Source organism: Cryobacterium sp. Sr3 (assembly GCF_004402835.1).
GTDB lineage: Bacteria > Actinomycetota > Actinomycetes > Actinomycetales > Microbacteriaceae > Cryobacterium > Cryobacterium sandaracinum.
In genome coordinates, this window is record NZ_SOFA01000033.1 from 77,843 (window position 1) to 94,738 (window position 16,896).

At 64.5% G+C, this 16,896-nt stretch carries 15 protein-coding genes; 9 read left to right on the forward strand and 6 right to left on the reverse strand.

All coding sequences use genetic code 11. The features are described 5' to 3' along the window. Positions 1–131: 131 nt before the first annotated feature. The 8 genes from rpmH (at position 132) to E3N94_RS09395 (ending at position 5,110) form a co-directional block, all read left to right on the forward strand. Positions 132–269, forward strand: coding sequence for a 50S ribosomal protein L34 (gene rpmH / locus E3N94_RS09360; protein WP_104100646.1), 138 nt, complete (start codon positions 132–134; stop codon positions 267–269). A gap of 8 nt (positions 270–277) precedes the next feature. After that, positions 278–667: a ribonuclease P protein component gene (gene rnpA, locus E3N94_RS09365; RefSeq protein ID WP_104100647.1), complete on the forward strand. Its 390-nt coding sequence runs from the start codon at positions 278–280 to the stop codon at positions 665–667. Between the two features lie 3 nt (positions 668–670). After that, positions 671–982: a membrane protein insertion efficiency factor YidD gene (gene yidD, locus E3N94_RS09370; protein ID WP_104170913.1), complete on the forward strand. Its 312-nt coding sequence runs from the start codon at positions 671–673 to the stop codon at positions 980–982. Between the two features lie 7 nt (positions 983–989). Beyond that, entirely contained in the window at positions 990–1,961 is a 972-nt protein-coding gene (gene yidC, locus E3N94_RS09375; RefSeq protein WP_104100649.1) for a membrane protein insertase YidC, read from the forward strand. Between the two features lie 31 nt (positions 1,962–1,992). Then, on the forward strand, positions 1,993–2,490 hold the full coding sequence (locus E3N94_RS09380; RefSeq protein ID WP_241987097.1) for a R3H domain-containing nucleic acid-binding protein: 498 nt from the start codon (positions 1,993–1,995) through the stop codon (positions 2,488–2,490). Between the two features lie 11 nt (positions 2,491–2,501). Next, positions 2,502–3,134 (forward strand): 16S rRNA (guanine(527)-N(7))-methyltransferase RsmG, encoded by a 633-nt coding sequence (gene rsmG / locus E3N94_RS09385; RefSeq protein WP_104194723.1) that lies wholly within the window; start codon positions 2,502–2,504, stop codon positions 3,132–3,134. A gap of 87 nt (positions 3,135–3,221) precedes the next feature. Further along, entirely contained in the window at positions 3,222–4,160 is a 939-nt protein-coding gene (locus E3N94_RS09390; protein WP_134570123.1) for a ParA family protein, read from the forward strand. Continuing rightward, the gene (locus E3N94_RS09395) at positions 4,160–5,110 is read left to right on the forward strand and encodes a ParB/RepB/Spo0J family partition protein (protein WP_134342733.1); all 951 of its coding nucleotides are present in this window, start codon (positions 4,160–4,162) and stop codon (positions 5,108–5,110) included. Before E3N94_RS09390 ends, E3N94_RS09395 begins: the two co-directional genes overlap by 1 nt. A gap of 2,057 nt (positions 5,111–7,167) precedes the next feature. Here E3N94_RS09395 and E3N94_RS09400 read toward each other — a convergent pair. From E3N94_RS09400 to E3N94_RS09425, 6 genes are all read right to left on the reverse strand, one after another. Continuing rightward, complete coding sequence (locus E3N94_RS09400; protein WP_134342732.1) at positions 7,168–8,124, reverse strand: ATP-grasp domain-containing protein; 957 nt, start codon at positions 8,122–8,124, stop codon at positions 7,168–7,170. 50 nt (positions 8,125–8,174) lie between these two features. Continuing rightward, positions 8,175–9,494 carry a PLP-dependent aminotransferase family protein gene (locus E3N94_RS09405; RefSeq protein ID WP_134570124.1) on the reverse strand — a complete coding sequence of 440 codons (1,320 nt, stop codon included), beginning with the start codon at positions 9,492–9,494 and terminating at the stop codon, positions 8,175–8,177. Between the two features lie 118 nt (positions 9,495–9,612). Then, positions 9,613–9,936, reverse strand: coding sequence for a thioredoxin (gene trxA, locus E3N94_RS09410; RefSeq protein ID WP_104100656.1), 324 nt, complete (start codon positions 9,934–9,936; stop codon positions 9,613–9,615). Between the two features lie 43 nt (positions 9,937–9,979). Beyond that, complete coding sequence (gene trxB / locus E3N94_RS09415) at positions 9,980–10,942, reverse strand: thioredoxin-disulfide reductase (protein WP_104100657.1); 963 nt, start codon at positions 10,940–10,942, stop codon at positions 9,980–9,982. Between the two features lie 101 nt (positions 10,943–11,043). Continuing rightward, positions 11,044–12,663 (reverse strand): lipid II flippase MurJ, encoded by a 1,620-nt coding sequence (locus tag E3N94_RS09420; protein WP_347232697.1) that lies wholly within the window; start codon positions 12,661–12,663, stop codon positions 11,044–11,046. Beyond that, on the reverse strand, positions 12,656–15,049 hold the full coding sequence (locus tag E3N94_RS09425; protein WP_134570125.1) for a DUF6049 family protein: 2,394 nt from the start codon (positions 15,047–15,049) through the stop codon (positions 12,656–12,658). Before E3N94_RS09425 ends, E3N94_RS09420 begins: the two co-directional genes overlap by 8 nt. Before the next feature lie 80 nt (positions 15,050–15,129). On the opposite strand from E3N94_RS09425, the gene E3N94_RS09430 reads away from it, so the two are divergent. After that, positions 15,130–16,560 carry a CCA tRNA nucleotidyltransferase gene (locus E3N94_RS09430; protein ID WP_134401963.1) on the forward strand — a complete coding sequence of 477 codons (1,431 nt, stop codon included), beginning with the start codon at positions 15,130–15,132 and terminating at the stop codon, positions 16,558–16,560. Positions 16,561–16,896: the final 336 nt, after the last annotated feature.

The window sequence follows — 16,896 nt, forward strand, 5'->3', positions numbered from 1 at the left end:
CGGGAGGTCGAGTTTGACCATCACCGGCCAAAGCCGTAGTTTTAATCAGTTGACCCCAGCCCGAGGGCTACCTCACTCTTTCCCGGCCGCTCAGTTTGGCCTACGGAGATTTAACACGTGGAGACAAAACAATGAGCAAGAGAACGTTTCAGCCGAACAATCGCCGTCGCGCCAAGGTGCACGGCTTCCGCCTTCGCATGAAGACCCGTGCCGGCCGCGCGATTCTGGGTGCTCGCCGTCGCAAGGGTCGCATCGAACTCTCCGCTTAAGTACTCTCGTGCTCGCGGGGGCCAATCGCATCACCGCCGGTGACGACTACAAGTCGGTCGTGCGCCGGGGTGCGCGGATCGTCGGCCCGCACCTGGTGACGTATCTGCGCCGGAATCCGGAGGAGGCTCCGGCACGGTTCGGTTTCATTGTGGCGAAAAACGTGGGTGACGCCGTGCGGCGCAATCGAGTCCGACGTCGTTTGAAGGCGGCGAGCTACGCTGTGCTGATCTCTGCGCGGCCCGGCACGGATGTCGTCATCCGCGCTCTGCCGTCAGCAGCGGATGCGCCGTGGTCGACCCTGCATGCAGAACTGTCCGTGGCGCTGGAGAAGTTTCAGCGCATTTCGGTTACATCCGTTGCCGGTAAGGCCCCGGCAGCGATCCGATCGGATCGCTGACTGATGAACAGGTTCTTGACTACGCTCATACTCCTCCCACGCAATGCGGGGGTTCTCGTACTGCGTGCGTACCGAGCCGTGATTTCCCCGCTCTACGGCGATGTTTGCCGGTACTACCCCTCCTGTTCGGCGTATGCACTCGGCACCGTTCAGGAATACGGACTCGTCGTGGGATCAGCCCGAGCCGCGCTGCGGCTGGGCCGATGCCATCCGTGGGCCGAAGGCGGGATCGATGACGTTCCCCTCAGGCGGAAGCGTCGCGTCATCGTGACGTCGTTTGGTTTTGTTATCGCAGCGAGCCACGGAAAGGGCTGACGCAAAGATGGACCTCCTAGGTACGATTCTCTGGCCGCTGAAATGGGTCGTCGAGGCTCTACTCGTCGCATTCCACTCCCTCTTCTCCGTCATGGGGATGAACTACGACGACGGCCTCACATGGGTGCTCTCGATCGTCGGACTCGTGATTGTCGTCAGGGCCGCCCTGATTCCCATCTTCGTGCGGCAGATCAAGAGCCAGCGCAAGATGCTGGAGGTCGCGCCGCAACTCAAGAAGATTCAGGACAAGTACAAGGGCAAGAAAGACCAGTTTTCGCGCGAGGCCATGTCCCGCGAGACCATGGAGCTCTACAAGCGCACAGGCACCAACCCGCTGAGCTCCTGCCTGCCTCTGTTGCTGCAGATGCCGATCTTCTTCGCCCTGTTCTCCGTATTGAATGACGCGCAACGCAGTCAGGCTGGAGTTGGCCCGCTCAACGACGATCTCGCGAAGAGCTTCGGAAACGCCACCCTCTTCGGCGACGCGCCGCTGCATGACTCGTTCGCGTCTCAGTGGACGAAAATGGTCGCTGGTCAGGACTTCAATGCCGTCGTTATGTGGATCGCGGCCATCATGGTGGTCCTGATGACCGCCTCACAGTTCATCACCCAGCTACAGATCGTCTCCAAGAACATGTCGCCGGAAACCAAGGCAAGCCCCATGTTCAAGCAGCAGCGCATCATGCTCTACCTGCTTCCCCTTGTCTTTGCCTTCTCCGGTGTTGCCTTCCCCCTCGGCGTCATGTTCTACTGGCTCACCTCGAACATCTGGACCATGATCCAGCAGTTCCTGGTCATCCGGAATATGCCCACGCCCGGCAGCGAGGCCGCCAAGGCGCGCGAAGAGCGACTGGCCCGAAAGGGTAAACTCATCGCCACGGATGGTGACGTGATTGTGGTCGAAGAACCCAAGAAGCCTCAGCGTCAGCAGCCGGTCGCAAAGAATCGTGCCAAAAAGCAATCCGGCCCTAAAAAATAAGAAGAGACCCAACGTGACTGAGAACACTGACGTGATCGCCGCACCTGGACCGGCGGACGATTCCCCCACGCTCGGCCAGCTCGAGCAGGAGGGGGACATCGCCGCGGACTACATCGAGGAATTCCTCGATATCTGCGACCTCGACGGGGACATCGACATTGACGCGCGTAATGGGCGGGCATACCTGTCCGTCAATTCCTCGGATGTCGCGAACCTGTGTTTGCTCTCCAAGCCGGAAACCGTCAATGCCTTGCAGGAATTGACGCGACTGGCCGTGCAGAACAAGACCGGAGCTTTCTCGCGGTTGATCCTGGATATCGGCGGCTCGCGCGACGCCCGGCAGGCCGAGCTAGCCTCGCTGGTGTCCCGCGCCGTGGAACGCATCCAGGCGGGTGCCGCCGAGGCATCACTGCCGCCGATGTCCTCCTACGAGCGCAAGCTTGTGCATGACCTGGTGTCGGAGGCGGGTTTCGTCTCTGAGTCCAAAGGCGAGGGCCGGGACCGTCACACGGTCATCTCCGCAGCGTAGTACATCGAAATATTGTGACTCACACTCTCGAGGCGGAGCCAGCCGTTGCCGCGGATCTCTTCGGTGGCCAGATCGAGGGTGCCCGCGCCTTCGTGGCCAGTCTGGCTGCGCAGGGCGAGGAACTGGGCCTGATCGGCCCGGTGGAAGTACCACGGCTATGGAGTCGACATATCCTCAACTGTGCGATCGTGGCGCCGCTGCTCCGACCCGGACTCGTCGGCGATGTCGGTTCCGGGGCCGGGTTACCCGGCTTGGTGCTGGCGATCGCCCGGCCGGACGTGACGTTCGTACTCATCGAGCCCATGGAGCGCCGGGTCGCGTGGTTGACCGGCCAAGTGGCCGCGCTCGGCCTGACCAATGCGACCGTACTCCGGGCTCGGGCGGAAGACGTTCGGCTGCCCGGGCGGCTTGACCAGGTGACCGCCCGTGCGGTCAGTGCCTTCCGCACCCTGATCCCTCTCACGGCCCCCCTTCTGAATCCCGGCGGCGAGTTGGTGCTGATGAAGGGCACGGGCGCCGCGGCGGAGGTCGAAGCCGCGGCGAAGGCCATCCGTAAGTTCCGGCTCAGCAATGTCGAGGTGATCACCCTCGGCGAGGGCGTGCTGCAGGATGTGACTCGAGTCATAAGGGCTACAGTGGATTAGTCCCTGGTGTCTGCTCTTGTCAGTGCTGAGGTACAACCGGAGTCCCTGTGGGGGTGGCTCATCAATCGTCGAACGCGAAGGTTTCACGTGAAACAACCTGGTGAAGACCAGCAATCAAGCAAGGCGGCCGCGGCGTTTGACGATACGACTCCGCTTGCGCGTGAGATTTCTGACCTGACGCGGCGCCGACAGCGGATTGCCTCCGAGACGCTGCCGAGGCCGGCGAAGACGCGCGTCATCACCATCTCGAACCAGAAGGGTGGCGTCGGCAAGACCACGACCGCGGTCAACTTGTCGGCCGCTCTGGCCCGTCAGGGCGCGCGCGTTCTGGTGATCGACTTGGACCCCCAGGGCAACGCGTCTACAGCCTTGGGCGTCGAACATCGCGCGGAAACACCCAGCGTCTATGATGTCATCGTCAACGACGAGGAAATGGCTGCGGTCGTTCAGAACAGCCCGGAGTTCGGCTCGCTGTTCTGTGTGCCGGCCACCATCCACCTCGCGGGTGCAGAAATAGAGCTCGTCTCCCTGGTCGCCCGTGAGCAGCGTCTCAACCGTGCCCTCGAATCGCACCTGAAAACGATGGATGACCCCTACGATTACGTTTTCATCGACTGCCCCCCATCTCTGGGACTCTTGACGATCAACGCGTTTGTCGCGGCCCGCGAGGTGCTGATTCCTATTCAGTGTGAGTACTACGCGCTCGAAGGTCTCAGCCAGCTGCTTAAGAATATCGAATTGATCGAGAAGCACTTGAACCCGGATCTCGGGGTGTCCACGATTCTGCTCACGATGTACGACAGCCGCACCAACCTGGCGAACCACGTGGCCCAGGATGTGCGTGAACACTTCCCCAAGCAGGTTCTGAACACCCTTATACCGCGTTCCGTGCGTGTCTCTGAGGCGCCGAGCTACGGTCAGAGCGTTATCAGTTACGACCTCAACTCTGCCGGATCACTCTCATACCTCGAAGCAGCAGCAGAGATCGCCCATCGGGGCGCCCCCAAGACAGGAGTCGCGCTCTAATGGCTAAAAGGACTGGGCTTGGCCGGGGGATCGGTGCACTCATCCCCATTCAGGACGACCCGACTCAGGCGCGTCCAGTCGATGTGTTCTTCCCCTACGCCAATGCGGTGCGCCCGGACGAGACCGAGGGACTTCTCCCGGTTCCGGGTGCGCGGCTCGCGCACCTCAATCCCAGCGACATCGTGCCGAACCACGTCCAGCCGCGGAGCACCTTCGATGAGTCTGACCTGGCCGAGCTGGTACACAGCATCCAGGAAGTCGGCGTGCTGCAGCCCATCGTGGTTCGTTCCATCGTGGAGCAGCCCGGCAAATACGAACTGGTGATGGGGGAGCGTCGGCTTCGTGCCACGAAGGTGGCCGGACTGACCACCATTCCGGCGATCATCCGTGAAACGGCGGATGCCGACATGTTGCGTGACGCGCTGCTGGAGAACCTGCATCGCGCACAGCTGAACCCGCTCGAGGAGGCGTCCGCCTACCAGCAGTTGCTGGCCGATTTCGGCATCACCCAGGAGGAGCTCGCACAGAAGATCGGTCGGTCGCGGCCGCAGATTACCAACACCATCCGTTTGCTGAAGCTCCCCGAGGCCGTGCAGATGCGCGTTGCCGCCGGTGTTCTGTCCGCCGGGCACGCGCGAGCGATCCTCTCCGTCGGGGATCCGGCGGGCATGGTCAAGCTGGCCGATAAAATCGTCAACGAGGATCTCTCCGTGCGGGCAGCGGAGGCCGCGGCCGCGATGCAGCCACGTGTCGATTCCGCCAAGCCAACGGGCGGACGTCGTCAGGGACACCTCGACGAGATCGCGGAACGCCTCGGTGACCGACTCGACACCCGCGTAAAGATCCATTTAGGCGCAAGAAAAGGCCAGATCATGGTCGATTTTGCCACGATCGGTGATCTCAATCGCATTCTCGACGTCCTCGGTGAACCCGGTTTCGGAGCCAGCTAGCCTCACCCGAGTGTCGAGCGCCCCGCTGATCGACCGCTCGGTGACCGATCACCCCGTGGTCGAGTGGGTCGACACCCGCCCACCCCATTAGTGTTTCACGTGAAACATGAGCATCGGCCTTCACCGTGCGTCGAACCGGGCCGCGGTGTTCGAGCCTGTCCAGACTTCTGTCCCCTCACCTCTTCCGGTGGTGGAGCCTGTCGAGACCCGGGACCCGAGACCCGCGACCCGACACCTTGGCTGCACGTCCATCCAGATACGCTGGTCCTCCCGCGCGTGCGGGCCTGCGATTCGTCAAACCGACCCCCGGTCATCGCCAGCTGAGTCTCCGGGGCGATCAAATCAGCCATGAACTGCACATTAGACGTCCTCAGGAAGCAACCTAAGCGCTCAGTTGGCAACAGAAATCCGTGTTACGGCCCTTATGGGGCCTTAATTCTGCGTTTCAGAGATCGTGCACTCAAGAAGCGTACTGACCAGCCCACCCTGGATTCACGGCTTGAGTCACGGCGCTGATTTCGAGTGAGCAGCCGGCATCCGCGGTCAGATTCTTGCCTGTAGAGAATGGAGCGATCCAGTGCGCGCAGGTTGCGACAGGCTCGACGACCGTCGCCCCCGTCCCGTTCCGGTGGTCGAGCGTGGCGGGACTGGTTCCCGTCGATCCGTTTCGGTGGTCGGGTTCGTCACGTGCCGGGCTCCTGGGGTCCTTCCGCGTGACCGAGCATGACGCGGGTCAACCTGGTAAATCATGAGTGTTGCGCGGGTGAGGTCAATCACTGGAGCCCCCTCGGCCCCCGTCAACTGATGACTTGTTCCCCACGGCTCGTGGGTTTGGTCCTGCCGTTCGTGCAACACGACGGGGAGTCGCCTGCCCCGTGCGCTGCGCAAACCCAGCAGGACCTGGGTGAGGCCGTATCGGCATCCCCTTGTCCCTGATCGACATTGCCGAAATCCAACCGCGTCGAGTGCAAGAACCCCGTCAGGCAGACCTGAAGACACGACGTTCAGATCGGGCGGGTCGCCATGCGAACGGGTTCCAGGGCACTGCGTGGGCGAAGAATATTGTTTCCCCGTCCCGACATGGTCATGTTTCACGTGAAACACACGCCGGGTTCGGATCTGGTTTCTAAAAGTTCGACCCTGGAGCAGTTCCACAGCGTCGACACCTCCGCGCACCTGCGCCGGTCCCCATTCCGGTCTTGACAGGATCGACCGCCGAAATGAGTGTGTTCGTGAGATCGGGGATCGTCAGCGGATGCATCCGCCCGCGGCATGGCATCTGTCACAGTCGCGAGTTCGATCCGCCACCTAGGCCGATATGGTCGATGTTGCCTGTCTGGATTGCGCCTAATCCCGGGCACACGGTGCGGCGGAACGGTGAGAATGTCCTGCCTTGCGCGCGGCGTGCCGACTCCCTGGAGGCACGGCGGTTCGTCTGCGGTCTGGTCTCATTCCGTTAGCTTGCGTCACATCCGTCGAATCCGCGAAGGCGTCACACTGCCAGAGGGGAGGGGTAGGGGAGAGGGCCAGTCAGTCCGAGCTTGCTCACCCGTGGTTGTTCTCGGGCCGGTTCGTACGTGGAGACTCGGTGGTTTAGCGTCTACTGCGGTCAGCGAGTGGATGTGTCGTGAGCGTTTCACGTGAAACGTTGGATCCCGCGGATGACGGTCGGTGAGTGGACGGTGGCAAGTGTGGCCGGGGCTGTCCCTCGCGAGAGCATCGTCGATCAAGTAGTGTTCATCGACGCAGAGGAGCGACACCGAGCGTCGGGTGCGAGTGTACTCGTCACCATTTCCGACGGTGTAATGAAAGAGTCTGCGACCTAACTTCCAGGTGCAGCCAACGACGTCGGTGCCGTCCGGGCATTCGGGCAGGTACGGGGGGCAAGGCGTCCATGCCGGCAGGGCGGGCGGTGTGGGAGCGGGGTGGGTGCTCGATAGCCTTCACCAGCGTGAGGGGGGGGGGGCTGGTCGGCGTGGTCTCGATGAGCTCGTCCACCGACGGGCTCGAGTGGCGACAGAACCATGTTTCACGTGAAACACGGCCCACGGCGCGGACTACGAGCCAGCGATGGCGGCTCGGGCGAGGGCGTCGTAGACGGCGCCGAGAGACTGACCGGAAGCCTCGATGCACTGGGGCACCAGGGACGTCTCGGTCAGACCCGGAAGCACGTTCGCTTCCAGGAACCAGGGAACGCCATCCGAGTCCACGATCAGGTCGATGCGGGAGATGTGGCGCAGGCCGAGCAGTTCATGGATGGCGACCGCGGTTTGTGCCACCAGTTCCGCAATCTCCGCGTGGATCCGGGCCGGTGTGTAGAACAGCGTCTCTCCCGCGTTGTAGCGGGCCTCGAAGCTGTAGACGCCGTCAATGGGCACGATCTCCACGGCGGGCAGTGCAATGGGGCCGTCTCCGATGTCGATGACCGTGACCGCGAGTTCGGTACCCTCGACCTTCTCCTCCACCAGGGCGACCGTGGCGTAGGTGTAGGCGTCGACCATGGCACGCGGCAGTCCGGCGGGGGAGTCGATGATGTTGACCCCCTGGGCCGAGCCACCCTCGGCCGGTTTCACCACGAGCGGCGTGGGCATGGCCGTCAGGAGGTGCTCGAGGACGCTGGCGGCACCGAGATCGCGGAACGTTTCGGTGGACAGAGCGATTGCGTCGGGGGTGGCGTAGCCGGCCCGGCGCACGAGCTCCTTGGCGATCGGCTTCGACCAGGCCAGACGGGCCGGTCCAGCTAGCGAGCCCACGTGGGGTATCCCGGTGGTCTCCAGCAGGGCCAGGAGTGCACCGTCCTCACCGGTGGCGCCGTGCACGACCGGCCAGATCACATCGGGTTTCCGGATGGTCAGATCGGCGAGCAGGCCGGCCTGCGGGTCCAGAACGGTGACGGTATGGCCCAAGCTCGTCAGTGCATCCGCGACCCGGCGACCCGAGCGCAGTGAGATGTCCCGCTCGTGCGAGATCCCGCCCGCGAGAACAACGATGTCAAGTGCCAAAAAATCGCTCATGGTCAGGGTTTTTCCTTGCTTTGGCTGGTGTGGATACCGACGGAGACGAACTACGAAATGTCGGGGGGTGGGGAGTTGAAGCGGCCTTCTGCGCGCAACGGGTTCAGGGAACCGGTGCCGGCGAAGGTTTCGAGCAGGTCGAGCTCATCACGGAGGACGGATGCGAGGCGACGGATTCCGACCCGGATGTGATCCGGCGTCGGGTAGCAGAACGAGAGGCGCATGTTGCGCCGCCCGTCGCCGTCGGCGAAGAAGGCGGTGCCGGGCGTGTACGCCACGAGTTCCTTGACCGCCCGCGGCAGCATGGCCTTGGAGTCCAGTCCCTCTGGAAGAGTGACCCAGACGTAGAACCCTCCGTTCGGATTGGTCCAGGTGAGGCCGGGCAGGTACTCTTCCAGGGCGTCCAGCAGTGCGTTCTTTCGCTCGTGGTAGACCCCGCGGAAGGTGTTGATCTGGCCCTTCCAATCGGACGTCGCCAGGTACTCGGAAATCACCAGCTGGCTGAACGAGCTGGGGGAGAGCACCGCGGCCTCGTTGGCAAGCACCAGTTTCTCCCGGATGGCGTGCGGGGCCAGCGCCCAACCGACCCGGAAGCCCGGGGCGAGGGTCTTGGAAAACGTGCCTAGGTAGACGACTCCGTCCTCTTCGAGCGAGCGCATCGCATCCGGTGCCGGCTGGTCGAAGTAGAGCAGTCCGTAGGGGTTATCTTCCAACACCAGGATGTCGTTCGCCCGGGCGATCTCGAGGATCTCGAGGCGACGGGCCCAGCTCAGGGTCACTCCGGCCGGGTTGTGGAAGTTCGGGATCGTATACAGGAACTTCATGGTCTTGCCGGCGGCCTTGAGGCGCTGGATGTGCTGGCGGAGCGCTTCAGGGATCAGGCCGTGCTCGTCCATGGGCACGTGTTCTACCTCGGCCTGATACGACTTGAAGATGACCATGGCCGTGACGTAGCTGGGGCCCTCCGAGAGCACCACGTCGCCCGGGTCGAGAAAAAGTTTACTGACCAATTCGAGGGCATGTTGCGACCCCGTTGTCACGACGACATCGTCGGCGTGCGCACGGATGCCTTCAAGCCCCATCACCTCGAGTATCTGCTCCCTCAGAGCGGGAACGCCCTGACCAGAGCCGTATTGAAGAGCGACGGGGCCCTGCTGGCGCATGACCCGGTCCATGGCGTTGATAACCAGGTCGGGCGGTAGGGCAGCCACGTAGGGCATGCCGCCGGCCAGTGAGACGACTTCGGGGCGGGAGGCCACCGCGAAGAGAGCCCTGACCTCGGAGGCGCGCAACCCCGCGGCTCGCTCGGCGTAGTGGTGGTACCACGGGTCGAGGTTGTTGCCGGTCTGGGGGGAGCGCTTCGCTGTCACGTCACTTCCGATCTGGTGAGGTTTCAATCGTATGCGGTCGGTACCATCCGGCCCGAATCCCCAAAAACCCGCCCGGCGTGAGCCGGACGGGTCAGGGCCTCGGTAGAGGCAGGGACGGTTAGGCCAGGTAGGCGGCCAAATCTTTCTCAAGGGCGACCTTCGGCTTGGCGCCGATGACAGTCTTGACGACCTCGCCCTTCTGAAACACCTTCATCGCCGGGATGGAGGTGATCTGGTACTTGGCGGCCAGCGCCGGGAAGTCGTCGACGTTCAGCTTGACGATGTCGAGCTTGTCAGCGTTCTCGCTGGCAATCTGGTCGAGGATCGGGCTGACGGCGCGACACGGGCCACACCATTCCGCCCAGAAGTCCACCAGAACGGTTTTTTCGTTGTTGATGACTTCCTGGTCGAAGGTGACGTCGGTGACGGCGCGTGCAGACATGTGGTTACTCCTTGATTGCGGGTTATGTGACTTCGGTGAGGGGTTACGCGAGTGCGGGTTCGCCGGCGCTGGCCAGCAGGTTCTCGGGAAGCGAGGCCAGGTAGTGCTCCGCGTCGAGTGCGGCGACGGTTCCGGATGCCGCTGCGGTCACCGCCTGGCGATAGGTCGGGTCGATCACGTCCCCGGCGGCGAAAACACCGGTCTGGCTGGTTTTCGAGCTGCGACCGGCGACGGCGATGGTGCCCTCCGGGGTCAAATCGAGCTTGGTGTGCACGAGGTGCGTGCGCGGGTCGTTGCCGATGGCCACGAAGATTCCGCCGAGGGGGAGCAAGGTTTCATCACCCGAGACGGTGTTGCGCAGGACCAAGCCGTCGACGGCATCCGTGCCGGTGATGCCGACGACCTGGGAATTCCAGAGGAATTCAATCTTGGGGTTGGCGAACGCACGCTCCTGCATGATTTTGGAGGCCCGCAGGGTGTCCTTGCGGTGCACGACGTAGACCTTGCTGGCGAAGCGGGTGAGGAAGGTGGCCTCTTCCATTGCGGAGTCGCCGCCTCCGATCACGGCGATCGTCTTCTCCTTGAAGAAGAAGCCGTCGCAGGTGGCGCACCAGGACACGCCGCGGCCGGACAGGCGCTCTTCGTCGTCCAGGCCCAGCTTGCGGTAGGCGGAACCCGTGGCAAAAATCACGGAGAGAGCTTCGTGCTTCTCGCCGCTGCCCAGCGTGATGGTTTTGGTGTCGCCGGAAAGCTCGAGCTCGGTGACGTCGTCATAGACGACCTCGGTGCCGAACCGCTCGGCCTGCTCCTGCATCTTGGACATCAGTTCCGGTCCCTGGATGCCGTCGGGGAAGCCCGGGTAGTTCTCCACCTCGGTTGTGTTCATCAGTTCGCCGCCGGCCTCGACCGAACTGGCGATCAGAAGCGGCTTCAGGTTCGCCCGGGCGGCATAGATCGCGGCCGTGAAACCGGCCGGTCCGGAGCCTATGATGATGATCTGACGCACGCGTAGACTCCTTCAGATTGTGGGGGCAGCGATCTCGATTGCCTCGCTTCCGGATACAACACATCCTAATCGGATGCTATTCCACGCCGGCTGGGGACCGGTCAACGACGACGGATGCGGTCGATCACCGGGTCGATGAAGCCGCGCAGCTCAGCGGTGCGCATGAGCAGCAGCAGGCCGAAGTAGACGCCTGACATGGCGAGGCCGATGACGATCATAGTGAGAACGGCCTGGAGCTTCCCGGACAGGGCGAATCCAGCCTCCTGGGTGCCACCAAGCACGAGCAGGAGGAGAACGCCGGCCGTGATCGCGGGCACGGCGGCGACTAAGTACTTCACGAGGCTGCGCAGGATGCGCCGCCCGTCGATGCCGCCGAGGCGCCCACGGAGCAGCCCTGCCGCCAGCAGGGCCTGCGCAATGCCGGACACGGTGACCGTGAGCGCGACGCCCGCGGCGATCCAGGCGCTGGGCAGGAGCGAGCAGGCAAGGACGCCGATGATGACCAGCGTCACCTGGAACAGGGTGAAGTAGAACGGCGTACGGGTGTCGCCGAGCGCGTAGAAGGTGCGTTGTACGACGAACAGGACGCAGAACGCAACGAGGCCGAGCACGTAGGCGACGATGACGTTGCCGATGCTCTGTACCTGTTCGTAGGGGGCGACGAAGACCCGGGCGAACGGGTAGGCGCAGACCGCGATGACGGCGGAGGCGAGCACGATGATCAGGGTGGTGCCGCGGATGGCGGAGGAGGCATCCGTTCTGACCAGGGCCAGCTTGCCCACCGAGGCGTGCTCGCTCATCCGGGTGAAGTAGGCGGTGGTGACTGAGACGGTGATCACCGAATGCGGGAGCATGAAGATGAGCCAGGCCGTGTTGAGTGCGGCGACCGAGGCGTCGGAGTCGCCGGCGAGGGTGACCACCCGGGTTTCGACGACGCCGGCCAGGGTGGTCAGCAGGAGCATCCCGAAGGTCCAGCTCGCCATCCGGCCGGCCACGCCGAGCCCGACGCCGCGGAAGCGGAAGTCGGGGCGGAAGCGCAGACCGATGCGGTGCCAGAAATAGAACAGCACGACGGCCTGCAGCACGACGCCGAGCGTGGCGCTCCCGGCGAGGACGGCGATCATCGCGGGCGTGAACTCGGTGGCCAGCCGGGTCCCGTTCGGGTCGGCTCCGTAGAACGCCGAGAAGGTGAGTAGGCCCGCGATGGCCACGACGTTGTTGATCACGGGAACCCAGGTGAACGGGCCGAAGGACTTGCGGGCGTTCAGAACCTCTCCGAGGACCGTATACAGGCCGTAGAAAAAGATTTGTGGCAGGCACCAGAAGGCGAACGCCGTGGCGAGGGCCAGCGATTCCGGCTTCATGTTGGACCCGTAGAGCAGGGTCAACAGCGGAGCAAGCGCGGTGGCTGCGATGGTGGTCGCGGCGAGGATGACCAGGGCCAGCGTGAGGAGTTTGTTGATGTACGCCGTGCCACCGTCGGCGTGCAGGCTGGCGCGCACGATCTGCGGCACCAGGACGGCCGTCAGCACCCCACCGGCCACGATGACGTAGACCGTGTTCGGAAGCTGATTCGCCACGGCGAACGCGTTGGTGCTCTGACCGACCTGGCCGATCACCCCCGCCAGCACAATCAGCTTCACGAAGCCGAGGATGCGAGAAACAATGGTTCCGGAGGCGAGGAATGCGCTCGCCCGGCCGATGCTGTCGGTCTTAGGCACGGGGCTCCGTCGGGGCATCGGCCGCGCTGGTGGGGGTCAGCGGGCCGGGCGCAGCGCCGGCGGCCCCGGATTCGGGATCTTCTTCTGGGGGTGCTTCGGCTTCAGTGACTGTGGCCGGTTCTGCCTCTGGCTCGGGGGCGTCCGCAGTCTCAGTTTCGGCACGTTCCCGTCGGCGTCGCAGAATGTTGCGCCACACCCCGAACCCGAAGAACAGCACCACGAACGCGGCGAACAGGAGGGATCCGAGGCCTTCCCAGTCTGCGCGCACGTTGATCGGGATGAGGGCGGGCTGCGAGATGACCGTTCCCGCCGGAGTGAGCAGGGTCACGCGCAGGGTGACGGCGCCGTTTCCCACTGCGGCCGTCACCGGGATGGTCACGGTGCGGGCGGATTGGGCTTCGATGGTGGACTCCACCGCCTCGCCGACCAGGAGGCGCCCGTTGGAGGGAACGACCTGCACCATCACCGTCACGGCCTGGCTCAGGGCGTTGTCCAGGGTCACCGGAATGTCGACCTGGCTGCCGACCACGTTGATGGGGCCCTTGGTCGCGACCGTGATGGAGCCCACAAGCGCCGAGGAGTTCGCGAGGCTGGTGCCGACGGCATCCGCCCAACTGGCCTCCTGGGATGCCCAGGAATTGGATAGCAGAGCCATCAGGTCCAGGCGCTGCGTGCCTGTGACGATCGCCGGGTCGGACAGTACGGAGGAAAAGTCGGTGATTGTCTTCTCGGCCTCGAAGAGCTCGGCGGCCAGGGCCACGCGATCCTCCGGCTCGGCCTGGCTGTCAAACTCGACCTCTTCGGCTGGAACGGATGCCCGCACCTCCGGCAGGGTGGACGGCGCGTACCACCGCAACCCGGCCAGCGCGTCGATGGTCTCGGTGAGTCGGTCTGCGTTGGGCGGCCACCCGCGGTCGAAAGTGGCCAGGAGGGTGCGCGCGGTTCCGGGGCGCTCGGCCGAGACGACCGCCAGCTGCGAGCTGACCTGGGACATGGCTTCGCGCCACGCGTCATCCGTTGTCGCGGCCGCGGCGGTGCGCAGGGCGGCGGCCAACGAATCATCGACGACCAGACCCAAACCGTGGCCGGTGCCGAGATCAAGGGATGCATTCGGGGTGAAGTCGCCGGCGGCCCCAGATGCGTTCGATCCGCCCAAAATGGTTGTGTTGAGGCCACTGGCCGCGAATACGTCCAGGTCTGCACTCGCAACGTCACCCTCGGCCGGCCAGCCGATGTCAGTGGCGCTATATTCCCAAGCAAGCAACTTTTCCGTGGTGGGTGGTGTGCCATCGCTGGGGGGTGCGGGCTGGTCCGTTGACGGCGCCGGTGTCTCGGTGCCAGGCGGGAGGGCAGGGTCGGAGTTCGGCGTCGCGGACTGGTCCGTCGCGGCGAACAAGGCAGGGTCGATCGCCTGGCCGAACGTGTTGGGCGTCAGCAGCGGCCCGGCGCCGGCTTGAGCCTGCAGGGCAAGGTCGGCATCGGCATAGCTGAGCGGGAATATATCGTTCGGAGCCTCGTCCAGCCGGTTCAGCCACGCGATTGCGCTGGGCGGTGCCGCCGAACCGAGGATTCGGATGGAAACAATGATCAGCGGGTCGATGGCAATGGTGACCGGGCGGCCGACGACGCCGTCGAGCTGGCGGCTCAGAACACCGGTCGGCGCCGTAAACGTTTCCAGTGCCTTTGACGTAATCAGGCCCGTCGACTGCGCGGGGACGGTGATCGGCATGATCACCGACATGTTGACGGGGGTGACCTCTTCGTCGGAATACCAGACGAAGGTGCCTCTGCCCTCTGCCCGCACCCTGTCGTCTGTACTCAGGGTGGCGGCAATGCCGCGGGCACCCCACGCGTTGCCGCTGGTGAGGCCCACGGAGCCGGCCGGCACGGTCAAGGTGAAGATCTCGGTGCTGTCCGGCTGAATGGACGCCATCGTGGGCTCGCTCAGCATGAGATCGCCGGGTTTGCTGTTCTTCTCCGGATCCAGCCAGCTGTTGAGGGCGTTGCGGTTGATCAGTGCCCGTTCCGCGAGGAAGAGGTTGATGGTGCCCGGTGAGATGGTGTCAAGGGTCGCGTTCTCGACGGTGACAGTGACCGTGAGGTCCTGGCCAGCCTGGAGGGGCGCCAGTGTCGCGGGCGACACGCGCAGGTTCACCGCATTGGCCGTTACGGCGGCGATGGTCTTCGCTGTCGGGGCCGCTGGGGCAGATGCAGATGTGATTTCAGACGCGGTTGCGGATGCGGGCAGACCGGCGGAGGCGACCGGCAGAACCCCGGCCAGTAGGCCGATCAGAACGGCGCCGATCGGCCTCTTCGTGCGTGACCAGAGGCCGCGCATCGCTCCGGGGAGCGCGGGCCGACGCTTGAGAACAGACTCGGCCACCATGTAGGGGATTCTACGGCTTCGACGCGGGGGTAACGCCGCACCGGGGCAGCCGGCGTAGCTCAAGCAACTAACATGGGGTCATGCAAAGCGTTGCGACAGCCCTCAAGCGGCTGGGCGACCTGGCTGCCACCCCGACCGTTTCCCGATTGGCGACCGCGTTCCAGACGGCTGGACACGAACTGGCCCTCGTCGGCGGACCGGTCCGCGACGCCTTCCTCGACCGGCCGTTCAACGACCTCGATTTCACGACGGATGCCACGCCGGACCAAATCCTGCACCTCGTGAAGCCAATCTCGGATGCCCACTGGGATATCGGCCGCGCCTTCGGAACAATCGGCGCCCAAATCGCCGGCGAAAAGGTGGAGATCACGACTTACCGGTCGGAGAGCTACGACGGCCAGACGCGCAAGCCCGAGGTGGTTTTCGGCCACCGCCTGGAGGATGACCTGCTACGCCGCGATTTCACGGTGAACGCACTGGCTCTGCGCCTTCCGGGGCTGACTCTGGTCGACCCCGCGAACGGCATCGACGACCTCCTGGCCGGCGTTCTGCGCACGCCGATTTCCCCGGAGATCTCGTTCGGCGACGACCCGCTGCGCATGATGCGGGCGGCCCGGTTCGCCGCCCAGCTCGGATTCGCCCTCCACGCCGACACCGCGGAAGCGATGGAAGCGATGGCGGACCGCATTCGTAATATCTCGGCCGAACGCATCGGCGACGAGCTCTCGAAGCTGCTGTGTGCGGACAACCCGCATGCCGGGCTCGAGCTGCTGGTGGACTCCGGGCTCTGCAGCCGGGTGCTGCCGGAGATCCCCGCCCTGCGCCTCGAAGTCGACGAGCACCACCACCACAAGGATGTCTACCAGCACACCCTGACGGTGCTGGACCAGGCCATCGGCTACGAGAAGTCCCGCGGCAGCTTCGACGGCCCCGACCTGATCGTGCGCCTGGCGGCGCTGCTGCACGACATCGGCAAGCCCGCGACTCGCAAGCTCGAGCCGGGCGGCGTGGTCAGTTTCCACCACCACGACCTGGTCGGCGCGAAGCTGGCGAAGAAGCGGCTACGAGCCCTCCGTTTCGACAACGACACGACGGCCGCCGTGGCACGCCTGATCGAACTGCACCTGCGTTTTTTCGGCTACACCGAGGGTGCCTGGACGGACTCCGCGGTGCGGCGCTACGTGCGGGACGCGGGGGACCAGCTCGAACGACTGCACATCTTGACTCGTGCGGACGTCACCACCCGTAACCGCCGCAAGGCGGACCGGCTCGGCTTCGCCTACGACGACCTGGAACAGCGCATCGAGGAGCTGAACGAACAGGAAGAGATGGCGGCGGTGCGCCCCGATCTCGACGGTGAGCAGATCATGGCCGTCCTCGGAGTGGGTCCGGGCCGTGACGTCGGCGAGGCCTACCGGTACCTGCTCGAGCAGCGGCTGGATGATGGGCCGCTCGGCGAAGACGAGGCCACCCGCCGCCTTATCGCCTGGTGGGCCGAGCGCGTACAGTAGGCCCTCCCGGCGCCTTCCGGGCCCGTCTATTCGCCGAGGCTCGCCGTTTGTGCCGAGAGTCGCCGCACGGGTGACGACTCTCGGCACAAACGGCGAGCGTCGAGACCCGGTGGCACTTCGCGAGCGGATGTGTCACCATCCCTCCACAGGACCTCCGCCGCCGATCTTGGCCACAGGAGCCGCCCTTGCGATCGGAGCCAGTAGGCCGCACCACCAGCATGGCGCTATGAATCTCTACTCCCCGCATGACTGGCGGCCTTTGTATCTCGGCCGTGACGCTCGGTTTCTCGGCAGCGATGGGCGTCCTGTTCAACGGCCGGTCGGATCCGGTCAAGC